Annotated in this window: 12 protein-coding genes; 7 read left to right on the forward strand and 5 right to left on the reverse strand. The window is 56.2% G+C overall.

The features are described 5' to 3' along the window. Positions 1–26: 26 nt before the first annotated feature. A complete protein-coding gene (locus JF535_RS05410) occupies positions 27–686 on the reverse strand; it encodes a trimeric intracellular cation channel family protein (protein WP_340674130.1) in 660 nt (219 codons plus the stop codon). Between the two features lie 272 nt (positions 687–958). On the opposite strand from JF535_RS05410, the gene JF535_RS05415 reads away from it, so the two are divergent. From JF535_RS05415 to JF535_RS05440, 6 genes are all read left to right on the forward strand, one after another. Further along, the gene (locus JF535_RS05415; protein ID WP_206999913.1) at positions 959–1,162 is read left to right on the forward strand and encodes a hypothetical protein; all 204 of its coding nucleotides are present in this window, start codon (positions 959–961) and stop codon (positions 1,160–1,162) included. An 11-nt stretch (positions 1,163–1,173) separates the two neighbouring features. Next, positions 1,174–3,321, forward strand: a complete 2,148-nt coding sequence (locus JF535_RS05420; protein WP_206999922.1) for an FUSC family protein — start codon at positions 1,174–1,176, stop codon at positions 3,319–3,321. A gap of 20 nt (positions 3,322–3,341) precedes the next feature. Next, complete coding sequence (locus JF535_RS05425; protein WP_066961657.1) at positions 3,342–3,551, forward strand: DUF1656 domain-containing protein; 210 nt, start codon at positions 3,342–3,344, stop codon at positions 3,549–3,551. 3 nt (positions 3,552–3,554) lie between these two features. Next, positions 3,555–4,373, forward strand: coding sequence for an efflux RND transporter periplasmic adaptor subunit (locus JF535_RS05430; protein ID WP_206999924.1), 819 nt, complete (start codon positions 3,555–3,557; stop codon positions 4,371–4,373). 63 nt (positions 4,374–4,436) lie between these two features. After that, the gene (locus JF535_RS05435) at positions 4,437–4,637 is read left to right on the forward strand and encodes a hypothetical protein (RefSeq protein ID WP_206999926.1); all 201 of its coding nucleotides are present in this window, start codon (positions 4,437–4,439) and stop codon (positions 4,635–4,637) included. Positions 4,638–4,656: 19 nt separating this feature from the next. After that, positions 4,657–5,088, forward strand: a complete 432-nt coding sequence (locus JF535_RS05440; RefSeq protein ID WP_206999927.1) for a potassium channel family protein — start codon at positions 4,657–4,659, stop codon at positions 5,086–5,088. A gap of 40 nt (positions 5,089–5,128) precedes the next feature. On the opposite strand, the gene JF535_RS05445 is transcribed toward JF535_RS05440, so the two are convergent. Next, the gene (locus tag JF535_RS05445) at positions 5,129–6,055 is read right to left on the reverse strand and encodes a DUF3604 domain-containing protein (RefSeq protein WP_207000263.1); all 927 of its coding nucleotides are present in this window, start codon (positions 6,053–6,055) and stop codon (positions 5,129–5,131) included. Positions 6,056–6,369: 314 nt separating this feature from the next. Here JF535_RS05445 and JF535_RS05450 point away from each other — a divergent pair, with 314 nt between their 5' ends. Then, the gene (locus tag JF535_RS05450; RefSeq protein WP_206999929.1) at positions 6,370–7,896 is read left to right on the forward strand and encodes a M20 family peptidase; all 1,527 of its coding nucleotides are present in this window, start codon (positions 6,370–6,372) and stop codon (positions 7,894–7,896) included. A 122-nt stretch (positions 7,897–8,018) separates the two neighbouring features. Here the strand turns inward: JF535_RS05450 and JF535_RS05455 are convergent, their stop codons facing one another. The 3 genes from JF535_RS05455 to rnr form a co-directional block, all read right to left on the reverse strand. Further along, a complete protein-coding gene (locus JF535_RS05455; protein WP_206999931.1) occupies positions 8,019–9,647 on the reverse strand; it encodes a M56 family metallopeptidase in 1,629 nt (542 codons plus the stop codon). Further along, positions 9,640–10,011 (reverse strand): BlaI/MecI/CopY family transcriptional regulator, encoded by a 372-nt coding sequence (locus JF535_RS05460; protein WP_066961678.1) that lies wholly within the window; start codon positions 10,009–10,011, stop codon positions 9,640–9,642. Before JF535_RS05460 ends, JF535_RS05455 begins: the two co-directional genes overlap by 8 nt. A gap of 309 nt (positions 10,012–10,320) precedes the next feature. Continuing rightward, the gene (gene rnr / locus JF535_RS05465) at positions 10,321–12,594 is read right to left on the reverse strand and encodes a ribonuclease R (protein WP_206999933.1); all 2,274 of its coding nucleotides are present in this window, start codon (positions 12,592–12,594) and stop codon (positions 10,321–10,323) included. Positions 12,595–12,858 lie beyond the last annotated feature (264 nt).

Raw genomic sequence — 12,858 nt, forward strand, 5'->3', positions numbered from 1 at the left:
AACGCGTTGCGTGTGATGGTTTGGTTTTAAGGCTGCGTGGTTTTGGTCAACAGCCAGCCTGGTACCCGCAGGTTCCAGTGAATGGCGGCGGCACGCAGGAAAAAAATGAGCAGCATGCAGCAGGCACCATTTATGACGGCAGATTCCGGCGACACGTGCATAAGGATCAAATAGCCGATGCAGCCGATGGTGACCGGGACTGCGTACAGTTCATTGCGCATCAGCAGGGTCTGGTTACCGGCGAGTGTGTCGCGTATCAGGCCGCCACCAATGGCCGTGATAATTCCGAGAATGAGTGGCCCCAGTGGTAACGCGAACGGCAGCTCGATGCCTTTGTGCGTAGCCTGAATGGCGAACATGGATACGCCGAGCGCATCCAGATACAGCATGCTGCGGTAGACCTGTCCGTGCGTCATCAGCTTGTTGGCCAGGAACGCCAGCATGCTGGCAAACATGGCTACCCAGATGTAGTTCAGGTCGGAAGCCCAGAACACCGGCACATCGAGAATGACGTCGCGGATGGTGCCGCCACCAATGGCGGTAATCACACCCATCACCGTTGCTCCGAACAAATCGATCCCTTTGGGCGCCACCGCGGCGACGGCCGTTGCCGCAAAGGCGACGGTGCCCGCCATTCCCAGCAGGTATTGAAGGTCATCGATCTGCATGGCGGTGATCACGTTCACACGCGCAGCGCTGCATTATTCTCCGGCCGCGCCGGTTTCGCTGCGTATGTATATCTAAGGCTTTGGAAAACACGGTGAATGAATCCCTAGATTTTGGTTGAGATTGCGCCCGCAAGGAGGCTTTTCCCGACGATTTATCTCGTCCACTGCGAAATGGCGCGCGATCGGCACTCGCTGACCAAACGAACTAAGCTCCTCAGTGTTCACCGCCGTTGTCGACATCCATTCCTTGTTATTTCCGCTAGCGGATTAAAGAGGGCAGGGAGAGCCCCATGCCATACGCAGATCTCACCATTCTGGCGCTGTTTGTTTTTGCATACTGCGCTGTCAGTGGCCGCGCCGAACGCACGGCGATTAATGGCGCGCTGGTTTTCACCCTGTCTGGCCTGACCTTCGGCGCAGGTGTGATTGCCCATGGCGTCACTGCCAATGCGTTCTCTGCGTGCCCTGGGCGCGATGAGTCGGGGGCGGGCTAGCGCTGGGTGGCATGGTGAACGTCACAATTCTTCACTCCCCAGCCACCCGCGAGGCGCTGAAAACGGCGCTGGCGATGGTGCTCACCTACTGGATTGCCCTGCAGGCCAACTGGGACAAGCCCATGTGGGCGGGCCTTGCTGTGGCGCTTGTCAGCCTGGATACCCTGGGGTTATCACTCAACAAGAGCGCGTTGCGCATGCTGGGTACGCTGGTTGCCGGGGTGGTGGCACTGGTGTTGGTGGGGCTCTTTCCGCAGGATCGCTGGCTGCTCATGGCCGCGCTGTCGCTGTGGGTTGGCTGCTGCACTTATATGATGCTGGGTTCCCAGCGGGCCTATTTCTGGCAGGTCTGTGGCTTTGTCAGTGTGATTATCTGTGTCGGTGCCGCTACCTCCAGTAGCGGCGCGTTTGCCACTGCCGTATTGCGCGCCCAGGAGACGGGCCTCGGGGTGCTGGTGTACAGCCTGGTGGCCATGCTGGTGTGGCCGCGTCACAGCGACGGCCAGTTCCTGGCCGCCATCGCGGAATTGCACGACAAGCAACTCGCGCTGTACCGGCATACGGTTGGCGGGCTGACGGGAAGCGTGGACGTGGCAAAAACCACCGCTCTGTTGGGGGAACTCACCGGCCTCCACCAGAAGGTGTCTGGTCTTTTGGAAGCGTCGGTTGCCGATAGCTACGAGATCTGGGAGCGGCGCTGCTACTGGCAGCGTTATGTCGCCCGCGGCAAAGCCGTGACCGAAGGTTTGGAGCGGCTCGCATTACTGGCGCCCGGTAGTGCGCCGCTCTCGTTGGAGAAACGGATACCCGCACTGGCGGACTTCGACACCGTTATCCAGCAGCGATTCAGAGCGCTTGCCTCGCGAGATCACGCTGGCATCAGCGAGACGCCACAGATGGCACCAGCGCTTGTCGCAGAGCGACGTCAACTGGAATCCCTGTCGCTGTTTGATGTGGGTAACCTCGCGGTTATTCGCCGGCAGCTCACCGCGCTGGATACCCTCACAAGCGACTTACTTTCTGTGAAGGAGGATGCGCGTAGTGACCAGCTTGGAATGAAACCAGCGGCGACAGCGAATTTAATCCATGAACACTGGCGGCTGGATGCGGATCGCTTGATTGCGGTCGCGCGTGTCATGCTTTCCCTGTGGGCGGCGTATCTGCTGTATATCTATGTCGAAGGTGTACCGGCGGGGGCAACGCTGGTGACGTTAACTGGATCGCTGGCGATGGTGCTGGCGGCGGCGCCGCAGGTGGCGCCACTGCGATTGGTGTTGCCGGTGTTGGTGACCACATTGCTGGCGGGTGTGATTTATCTCTTTGTCATGCCCAACCTCATCCATTTCTGGCAATTGGCGTTGCTGCTGTTTGCGGTGACGTTCGGCATCTGCCGTGCGCTTTCCAGTCCTTCCGCGCAGGCGGCAAAAGCCCTCGCGTTTTCCATGTTCATTTCTGTTTGCAGTATCCAGAACGCGCAAACGTACAGTTTTCTCGCCATTGCCAATATAGCCATGGCGTTTCCCATTGTGTTGCTGCTGCTCGCCCTGGCGGCGTACTTCCCGACCTCGCCGCGGCCAGAACAGGTTTTCCGTCGCTTACTTGCGCGCTTCTTGCGCTGCGCCGGCGATAGTTTTTTGCAGGGGAATAGCGCCGGGTATGGGCGCCATAGACAACGCCTTGCCCATGCGCTGACTACACTTCCTGTGGAAATTGCCACCTGGTCTGGTCGAACTCCCGCGCGCTATTGGCCCGATGGCGAACGCCAGGCACTGGATACGCTGGTGCAGCGCATTGGTGCGCTGGCATTTTTTATCCAGACGCTGGCACAGGAACTTCCGGTTAAGCGACGAGAACCGGAGGCGCTGGTGCACTGGCGCGAATCGGTGGGCGGTGCCCTGGTTACCCTGGCGGGTTCACTATCAGGAACGGAGCGGGTGGACTATCGCGAACTTTCCATCCAGCTGCACGCTTTACTCGACAGCATGGAAGCGGAAGTGCGCAGCGAAGCGGCACAACGCACGCAACTGGATAGTGATGTGGTGGAGCAGTGGCTTTGTCGAGCAGGCCTGCTGCGCGGCATAGGCCAGTCTGTGGTCGATATCGCCGAGACGGCGGATAAATTCAGCTGGAGGCAGTGGGATGAACCGCGCTTTTATTGAAAACCGGCCGGTGTGTGGCGATGCCCGTACCCCATGAATTGGCCATCGCCGGGATTTACCTTTCTCCCATGCTCGTCGCGGCGACGCTGGGATTAATCCTCGCGCTCACCGTGGCACACCTGCTGGATCGCTATCGCCTGTCGCGGTACTTCGCCCATCCGGCTCTGGTGCTCACCAGCCTGAGTGTCATTTTTACCCTGCTGGTGGGAACCCTGTTTATTGGAATATGACGCGTGCAGATTTCCAGAAAAACCATACTGACAGCGCTGGTTGTACTGGTGGCGGCGCTGGCGGTGCTGCTCAGATACCAATACTCGCGGAACAACCCCTGGACTCGGGATGGCCAGGTGCGCGCCGCGGTCATTCAGGTGACCCCCAATGTTTCCGGTCAGGTGGTGAACGTCGGGGTGAAGGACAATCAGCTTGTCGAACAGGGCACCCTGCTGTTTGAGATAGACCCCCGTCCATTTGAGGCGAGGCTGGAGCAGGCGCGGGCAAACCTGGCCGGGGTTTCAGCCGGTGTTGATGAAGCCCGCGCAAGTTTGGGCGAGGTGGGCGATGCCAACCCGAGTATCCGTGCAGCGCGCGCGGCACTACGGGAGGCGCAACTGAATGTTGAATTTACCCGTATCACTGCGCCCGCAAATGGTTATGTCACCAACCTCAATTTACGTGTGGGCAGTCATGCGGTGGCCAACCAGCCCGCGCTGGCACTGGTGGACGTAGACAGTTTCTGGATCGAGGGATTCTTTCGTGAAACCGCCATTGCGCATATCTCTCCGGGTGACCGCGCCGTAGTGACATTGATGGGTTACCCGGGTCGCCCGATCGAGGGGCGCGTGGAAAGCATCGGCTGGGGCATCGCACAGCCGGATGGCGCCACCGGCCGCGACCTGTTGCCGCAAATACGCCCTACGTTTGAATGGATACGCCTGGCCCAGCGCATACCGGTGAAAATTGCTCTCGGCGAATTGCCAGATGGGGTCTTGCTACGTGTCGGCACCAGCGCTTCGGTGCAGGTACTGGGAGGCACCGCCCCCCCGGCAGAGTGAAGATGCGCCCGGGCGCAAGTAGCGTCGGGGCCGGCATTTGCCGACCCGCTACTGGATGAACTGGTGGCCAATGCTCTGGAGCAAAACCTCAGCCTGCGCTCGTCCACGCTGCGCATAATGCAGTCACAGCAGTTGACCATCGTCGTGGGCAGTCAGTTGCCGCAGGTACGTGCGAACCTGTCACCGGTTGAACTGGTGCCACCGGAAACCCGCGAAGAAATGCAGCAGCGTAGCGGTAGTTGGCGCAAGGTATTCAGGGAATGAAACAGGCCGAGGTGAGACAATGCTGATCAAAGTCCTGCTCATTGCATCGGCATTGCTGGTGATCAACACACTGATCCACGCGCTGGGGATGACGGTTGCCCTTCGCTGGAGCCGGCTAATTGCCGAACTACATCCGACACATCCGTTCCTGCCAACCGGCCGGCCGCTGGTGGTATCCGCGGTGGTATTACTGATGTTCTTTGCCTCGGTGGCCGAAGTGATGACCTGGGCGCTGGTCTACCGTTGGCTGGGTGCGTTCAGCGAGGCAGAACCCGCGCTCTACTTTTCCATGGTCACCTACACCACCCTGGGCTATGGCGACATCGTGCTTGAAGGCGGCCTGCGGTTGTTGTCTTCCTTCCAGGCCGCCATCGGCATCATCATGTTCGGCTGGACCACCGCCGTGGTGTTGGCGGTGGTTCAGCGGCTGTACCAAAAGCCGCAGTGCTAGGCTCTCAATCTATTCTCAACAACGGCGCGTTGTCGGTTGGTTACTGTTGGGGTGTATACCAGATCGGCGAGGTCCACGCGCGCTCCTGAATGCTCACCGGCAGGTCCTCCGGGCGTTTGAGGCCCGTGCGTACGGCATCGTAGGTGGACCAGCGCGGTGTGGGAATTTGCAGTACGCGCGCATAGTAAACGGCATGCTGCGAGGCATCGAAGTCCGGGTCCGTCCAGGTCGCCGTTAACTGGGCGTCGCCGATGCTATTGTTATAGGTCGCGTCTTTTTCATTGACGGTATCACCCACCGGCGGGATCTTGCCGTCCGCGTCGGGCTTGCGATCACCGGACAGGCCAACGTCATAAATTTTCGACTGTTGCTTGCCGGATGCATCGATCCAGCCCTTGATGATCTGAATGCGGTCGAGGTTTGCGCCGTCGGCTTCCTTCATCGCGTGCACCACAAAGGTTGGCGCCTTGTCCGTGGTCGGTAGCAGGTCGCCTCCCATGGGCACACCTTTGGTATAGGCCTTGGTGAGACCATCTGCGGAGCCGAGGGATATACCCTCAAGTTCATAGCCGCCGAAGAATCGCACCTTCATGCGCGGGCCGGAAGTAGCATAAGTCTCTTTGCGCTTGATGCCCTCGAAGATGCCGTCCCGAGTATTGGCCTCGGCCCACACCGCGGCCACACCGCCAGAGCTGAAACTCCGCACCTGTTTTGCGCCAGCCGCATCGACTCCGGGCGGGCCTTCCAGTCTGTGTTTGGGATCGATTTCAAAACCGAACTTTCCGGTGTAGTTGTCCTCCTCGATCGCAGACGCCCCATTGTGGGTGTCCGAGTCGCCGATAAAACCGAATTTGAACGGGTTGCCGTTGCCCTCGCTTTCAAGCGTGAGCCCGCGGATCAGCGCCTCACGCGCATAGCCTCCTTTTTTATGTTCGGGGGGAGCTACGTGTTGGCATTGGGATCGAATTTGACAGGTCCTTCATTTTTATTCAGTCAATTTCGCCAGTCATCCATCGGCGTAAAGCGAGGTAACCGCTGACACATGCGGAACGCCGGTCGCGGGACTCGCTACAGAACACAACTCTGGCGCTAGGTCACCGTCGGTTCGGTCGCAACTACAGCGGCTATACTGCCCCCGATAATACGCCCGATACGACCCCCGATACTACGATGCCCGCATCAAAACAACTGGGCTCCTTAACAAATGCTGGCCAGGAAATTTCACGGCCCCTGTGAATAATTCCTGCATTGAATGGATTACGGAACAAGGAAGTTCGCAATATGCAGTTACTGAAGAAGAAATCATTGAGTGTGCTCGCCGCCGTCCTTATGAGTGTGAGCCTTGCGGCGGTCACTAATGCAGACCAGGACTTCTCTTCCATGCAGATGCAGGGCGTAAAGCGGGTAGACATCAAGGTTGATGTGGACGCCGCAGCGAAACGATTGTCCAAGGCCGTGCAGTTCCCCACCATCTCTAATCAGGACAGAGCGGATTTTGATGTAAAGGCGTTTGAGGGCTACCACACGTTTCTCGAACAGGCCTATCCGAATGTCCACAAGACCCTGAAGCGGGAAAAGCTGGGTAAGCCCCGCCCGTACAGCCTGCTGTACACCTGGGAGGGCAAGGATCCGTCACTGCCCCCTGCCGTGTTTATGGCGCATCAGGACGTGGTTCCCATCGCCGAGGAGTCCCGCGACCAATGGCAGAACGAGCCTTTTTCCGGCGCAATTGCCGATGGCTACATCTGGGGGCGCGGTGTACTGGACGACAAAAACCAGATTCATGCCATCCTCGAAGCTGCGGAAATGAAGATCAAGGAAGGTTTCCAGCCGGCCCGCACGCTTTACTTTGTTTTTGGTCACGACGAGGAAGTGGGTGGCCCGGAAGGCGTCAAGCATGTGGTTGACGTACTGGAGCAGCGCGGGCTCAAGGAGATCGCGTTTGTCATTGACGAGTCTGCGCCGCTGATACCGAATCTGTTTCCCGGCATCGAGGAAAACTCCGCGCTGATCGGGATTGCCCAGAAGGGCTACATGAGCCTGGAACTGTCGGTGAACGGGGAAGGTGGCCATTCATCCCAGCCGCCCGAGCATTCCAATATCGGTATTTTGGCGGAGGCGATCACCAAGCTGGAAAATGCCCAGTTCCCTTATAAGATCAACAAGGCGGTGCGCCACCAGTACCGCTTTATGGGGCCAGAATTGCCAAAGGAAAAGCAGGCGATGTACAAGGCCGTCGCATACGGTGACGACGGAAAGACGACCGAGCTGGAGCAGAAATTCATCGAGGAAATGGCCGAAGATCAGGTAACCCGCGCCATGCTGCATACCACCATCGCGGTCACCATGTTTAACGCTGGCATTAAAGACAATGTACTGCCGCCTTCGGCAACCGCCGTGGTCAATTTCAGGATCGCGCCGGAGGATTCCAAAGAAAGCGTCATTGCCCATGTGAAAAAGGCGATCGACGACGATCGCGTAAGCATCAAGGACATTTCCGCATCCACCCCACCAACGAACGTCGCCGACCCTCATGGGGATGGCTACAAACTATTGGAAAAAACCATCCGGCAAACCTGGGGCAATGACCTGATTGTCTCGCCATTTTTTGTGATTGGCGGCTCGGATTCCAAGCATTTCCAGGCTCGGTCTTTCGCACCGAACGTCTACACCATTACCGCGATACAGCTGGAATCCACCAAGGAATTTGCCGGTTTTCATGGGGTGAATGAGCGTATTCTGGTGGATGAGTACGCCCGCTCGATCGCATTTTTCTACCAGTTGATGAATAACCTGGAAGAACTTTGACATTAATGCTTGTCAATTATTGGCAAGAAAGTCGATACCCAACCCTTCGTTAGGTCCTTCACCCTCTTGGCCAATTTTCGAACTTCTATGTGTTTGACCAAGAGAGTCTACAACGTCGGGTTTTATTTTAGCTTTGAGTGATCCAGACCCTTTGTGTGGTCCGCCGGATTCCAGTGCAGTGTTACTCTTACATTATTGATTGTCTTGCCAGAATTGTTTATGAATACATTCAAGTTGCTCGCTTCCCTCAACGCAACCTCACGGAAGGCTTGCTGATACTCGGCAGGCGCAGTCACACTAATTACACGTGTGTTGATTGCAACTCCATCTTCCTTCACATCAAATTCTACGGTAGAAGATGCTGAGATCCCCAGCGCTTCGAGCCCATCTGGATAATCTGGGTAGTGGCTTTTAATGGGCTGCAAGGCTGGTGTTCCAGTGAACTTTAGCTCATTTGCGGGCGATGGAATTGAATAGGGCAGCAAGTGGATTTTTCGATAAGGCATTCTTTCCGTAACAGAATCAAGTACGGTTTGAGATGTTCCTACACCTGCTATATGGAAGCGTACTACGTATTCTGCCCCTTTCAGATTCGCGTTATCTCCGGTGAAAGGAAAGCTGCTAACGTAATTTTTGCTTGCCTCAATAAACGAATTTACATGGCCACCGGAAGTTACCGTGTCCAGTACGTCGATCGATGAAATCTCGCCCTCAGTAACATCAAACTGAAGATGAACCTCACCTTGAGCACCTTCGATGAACGCCGCACGTGGTAGCGAAAACGGCAGTAATTTTGCATCATCCAGGTTGATGGTGTTCTGAGGACTTGCGTTCACCTGCCCCCAGAAAAAAGCGAATGAAAGGATTAAGGCGTTCGCTCCACCAGCCAGGAACCTGGCTATTCGTGATGGTCTTATTTTATATTTAAGCCGATTGATTCTTGTAATCATGGTCACTTTGTCTCCGTAATGTGATTGAAGCATCCAGAATCCATTCCAGTTCTCATAGGACTGTAGCATCGCCCTGGAATACAGGATTTTTTTCCCTTTACTTGCCTGCGCTAATACCTCTTCGTCGCATGCACATTCTTGAGTGAGTCTAAATCTCAAGTACACAATCCAGACAATAGGGTTGAACCAAAAAATGCTTGCTAATGCCAGTGCGAGCAAGTTCCATAGGTTGTCAAATCGACGGGCATGCACAAGCTCATGTTCAAATACAAATTGCAGCTGCCTTGAGTCATAACATTGTCGGTAGTTGCTAGGGAGAATTATTTCCGGGCGAAAGATACCTTTCAAGATAGGTCCCCGGACTTTATCTGATGTGTAAAATATTCCGTTGGGAAGTTGGTCGTACAGGCTGTCTTCGAGTACCGGTTTTTTTGGCAGCGTGGCCAATTTGAATAGCCCAGCAGCCAGCCCGGAGGCCAATACAATGACTCCGGCTAGCCATATCCATTGAAATTGAATCGTCGAAGTGGGTGTTATATTGCGGTAAATTCCAGAGTCATTGGCCGTTTGGACTGTTGACGCTATGACCTCTGTGACTAAATTAGAGGCGACGTTTTCAGAGGCGGCATAATCTAAGGTTATGGGAGGAAGACTTGCAACAACGATCGCCAGAGGGATAAGTAGGTAAAGCAGGTATGTAAATTTCGCGCCTATGCGTCTTGTCAATATCAGGTCGCTAAGCCAAACCACGAGTAGCACCAGCGTAAGCAGCGCCTGTTGTTCTAGCACCCAATTAATCATTATCTTTTTCCCACTGTTCGATAATGTCCTTGAGCTCCTCAATGTCGGATTTCTTCAAATCCCCACCTTTGACAAAGCCAGAGATCAATACAGAGAGCTGTCCATCAAAGAGTCGTTCGACGAGTTTTCTACTCTGTTTGATTTGATATGCCTCGCGATCGAAGCAGGGGGAGTAGAGGTAAGCCCTGTCTTTTTTTTCAAAACCGATAGCGCCCTTTTTAACCAGGCGACTCAGGAGCGTCTTTACGGTGCGCTCTTGCCAACTCTTCTTGTTCCTCAGGCGCTGAAAAACTTCACGCGCGCTAGCGGGAGCGCCAGCCCATAGTGCCTCCATGACTTCATGTTCCGCTTCCGAAATCTCCATACCCGCTCCGATTACACTTGTAGTCTTAATGATTACAAATGTAGTCAGTGGGCGTGATAAAGAAAACGGCTAATTAGAAGTAAGTGGCAATTTTTATAGATCAGAATGGAATATAAGGCCCGCAGACCAACACTTGTCGGAGTTTGACGGTGATGTCGGGGTAGGCGGGTGGCTTGTGCGTGTGAGGCGATAGAGGTGCCCGTCGGTGGCTTTAAGCAACCTGCCCTGCAATTGGCCCGCTAGCGTAATGTAGCGGGCCGCGGCGCCAGGAAAGGGGCAGGGCGTTCATCCTAACGCCCGAGTGCGACTCTAGTTGGCCAGGGCAAATTCAATCTTGCGCCGCTCCATATCCACAGCGACTACGCGTACTTTCACGGTGTCGCCAATGGCAAAGCTGGCGTTGCTGCGCTCGCCGACCAGGCGTTGGGTGGCCGGGTCAAAGTTGTAGTAGTCCTTTTTCAGCGCCGAGATATGCACCAGTCCTTCGACCTGGGTCTCGCTGATCTCGATGAACAGACCGAAGTGGGTGACGCTGCTCACGATGCCCTCAAAGGTATCGCCGATAAAGTCCTGCATATATTCGCATTTCAGCCACGCTTCGACGTCCCAGCTGGCTTTGTCCGCGCGGCGGGAAGCCGTCGAGCAATGGGTGGCAAGGTTCTGCATCGCCGCCATGTCGTAGGGGTAACTTTTACCCGGGGCAAGGGGCTTGGCATTTTCAAAACGCTGCACCGGTGCATCGCCTGCACCGAGCACAAATTTGAGTGCACGACGGAGCGGGTTGCGCTGCTTTTGCTGGCGGATGACCGAGCGGATGGCACGGTGTATCAGCAGGTCCGGGTAACGGCGAATCGGCGAGGTGAAGTGCGCATACGCGGAATACGCCAGGCCGAAGTGACCCTGGTTATCCGGGCTGTACTCCGCCTGGCTGAGGGAGCGCAGCATCATGGTGCGGACGGTCTGAGCGTCGGGGCGTTCGCCCAGGCTGCGCAGCAACTGGTCGTAATGCGCCGGCGAGGGCTTATTGCCACCGGCCAGTTTGAGTCCTTTGGTGTTCAGGAAAGCGCGCAACGCGGTGAGCTTTTTATCGCGTGGGCCATCGTGCACCCGGTACAGTGCCGGCATCTTCTGCTTTTTGAGGAAATCGGCGGTGGCCACGTTGGCGCTCAGCATGAATTCTTCAATCATCTTGTGCGCATCATTGCGCACTACCGGCACGATCCGCTCGATCTTGCGGTCGTCGGTAAATACGAACTGCACCTCGGGCTTTTCAAAATCCATCGCCCCGCGCTTGGTGCGCGCAGTTTTCAGCACGGCATACAGACGGTGCAATGCCTGGATATGCGGCGCAGTCTCACCGAGGCGGCGCGCTGTCTCGCGGCCAACACGGGATTTGGGTGCGGTAATGAACGCATTGACCTGGTTGTAGGTCAGTCGAGCGTGAGAGTGAATCACACCTTCCGAAAAGGTGTAGCCGGTCATTTTGCCGGACTTGTTGATGGTCATTTCACACACCATCACCAGCCGGTCTACCTGCGGGTTGAGTGAGCACAGGCCATTCGACAGTGATTCCGGCAGCATCGGTACTACGCGGCCGGGAAAGTACACGGACGTGGCCCGCTTCTCCGCTTCCAAGTCCAGCGCACTGGCGGGGGCGACATAGTGGGACACATCGGCGATGGCGACGAACAAGCGCCAGCCACCGGAAGCCGCTTCTTCACAGTACACGGCATCGTCAAAGTCCTTGGCGTCTTCACCATCGATGGTGACAAACGGCAGTTCGCGCAGGTCGGCGCGGTGCAGCTTGTCCGCTTCGGGGACGGTGCCGCCCAGTCGCTTGGCGGCCTGCAGCGCTTCTTTGGGCCAGCTGTGCGGAATCTCGTGACTGCGGATAGCCACATCGATTTCCATACCCGGGCCCATGGAATCGCCCAGTAACTCGGTGATACGTCCGAAGGCGTTATAGCGTCGGCTGGGGAATTCGGTGATCTTGACGAACACATACTGGCCCGGTTTTGCGCCCATCAACTGATCCCTATCGAGATCGATCTCGTGGGTAATACGGCTGTTCTCAGGCTTCAGGAAGTAGTGGTCTTCCTCAAACTGCAAACGGCCCACCAGGTGGGTGGTATTGCGCTCGAGCACATTGACGATAACCCCGGTTTTGCGGCCGCGGCGGTCGGAGCCGCTGACTCGGGCCTGCACAAGGTCGCCGTCGAATACGCTGAGCATCTCGTTATCGGACAAAAACAGGTCTTCGCTGGCGTCGTCACTTTTGAGAAAGCCGAAACCGTCCGGGTGGCCGATCACGCGGCCACTGACCAGATCTTCGGGTTTCACCAGGCTGTAGCCTTTACCGTGATCGAAAAGAATCTGTCCGTCACGCTCCATCGCGCGCAGGCGTCGGCGCAGGGCTTCTTTCTGCTCGTCACCAGACAGGTGCAGGACTTTTGCCAGTTGCTCTCGGTCGAGCTTGGTTTTGTTTTTTTCGAGCAAGCTCATAATGAACTCACGCGCGGGAATAGGGTGGCTGTACTTCTCTGCGTCCTGCGGATTAAACGCAGCTATTGGGGATTTACTCATGATTTCCTCTTGGGAAAACCGCCAATAAGATTGCGCTTGGTAAAAACTGGAGTGATGTGTAAAGACAGATCAGGTGTTACTCGGCAAGATATGCAGGCGGAATGACTCAACAATGTTGAGCGGTATTGCAGTAGGGCACTCATACTGAGATCAGTGCGAGTGCCCGTCTTTCAGGTTGCGTAACCCAGATGGGCTGCGCAACCGGGGTGGCACTTAAGGCCACTCAGCAGTGGGCCATTGTCTGGCCCATTGCCCGTGTGAGCG

The organism is Microbulbifer salipaludis, from assembly GCF_017303155.1.
Taxonomy (GTDB): Bacteria; Pseudomonadota; Gammaproteobacteria; order Pseudomonadales; family Cellvibrionaceae; genus Microbulbifer; species Microbulbifer salipaludis.

What these genes read in the sequence shown, in the direction of transcription:
- JF535_RS05415 (WP_206999913.1), top strand. Translation starts at nt 959, where the DNA reads ATGCCATACGCAGATCTCACCATTCTGGCGCTGTTTGTTTTTGCATAC.
- JF535_RS05420 (WP_206999922.1), top strand. Translation starts at nt 1,174, where the DNA reads ATGGTGAACGTCACAATTCTTCACTCCCCAGCCACCCGCGAGGCGCTG.
- JF535_RS05425 (WP_066961657.1), top strand. Translation starts at nt 3,342, where the DNA reads ATGCCCGTACCCCATGAATTGGCCATCGCCGGGATTTACCTTTCTCCC.
- JF535_RS05440 (WP_206999927.1), top strand. Translation starts at nt 4,657, where the DNA reads ATGCTGATCAAAGTCCTGCTCATTGCATCGGCATTGCTGGTGATCAAC.
- JF535_RS05450 (WP_206999929.1), top strand. Translation starts at nt 6,370, where the DNA reads ATGCAGTTACTGAAGAAGAAATCATTGAGTGTGCTCGCCGCCGTCCTT.
- JF535_RS05455 (WP_206999931.1), bottom strand. Translation starts at nt 9,647, where the DNA reads ATGATTAATTGGGTGCTAGAACAACAGGCGCTGCTTACGCTGGTGCTA.
- JF535_RS05460 (WP_066961678.1), bottom strand. Translation starts at nt 10,011, where the DNA reads ATGGAGATTTCGGAAGCGGAACATGAAGTCATGGAGGCACTATGGGCT.
- rnr (WP_206999933.1), bottom strand. Translation starts at nt 12,594, where the DNA reads ATGAGTAAATCCCCAATAGCTGCGTTTAATCCGCAGGACGCAGAGAAG.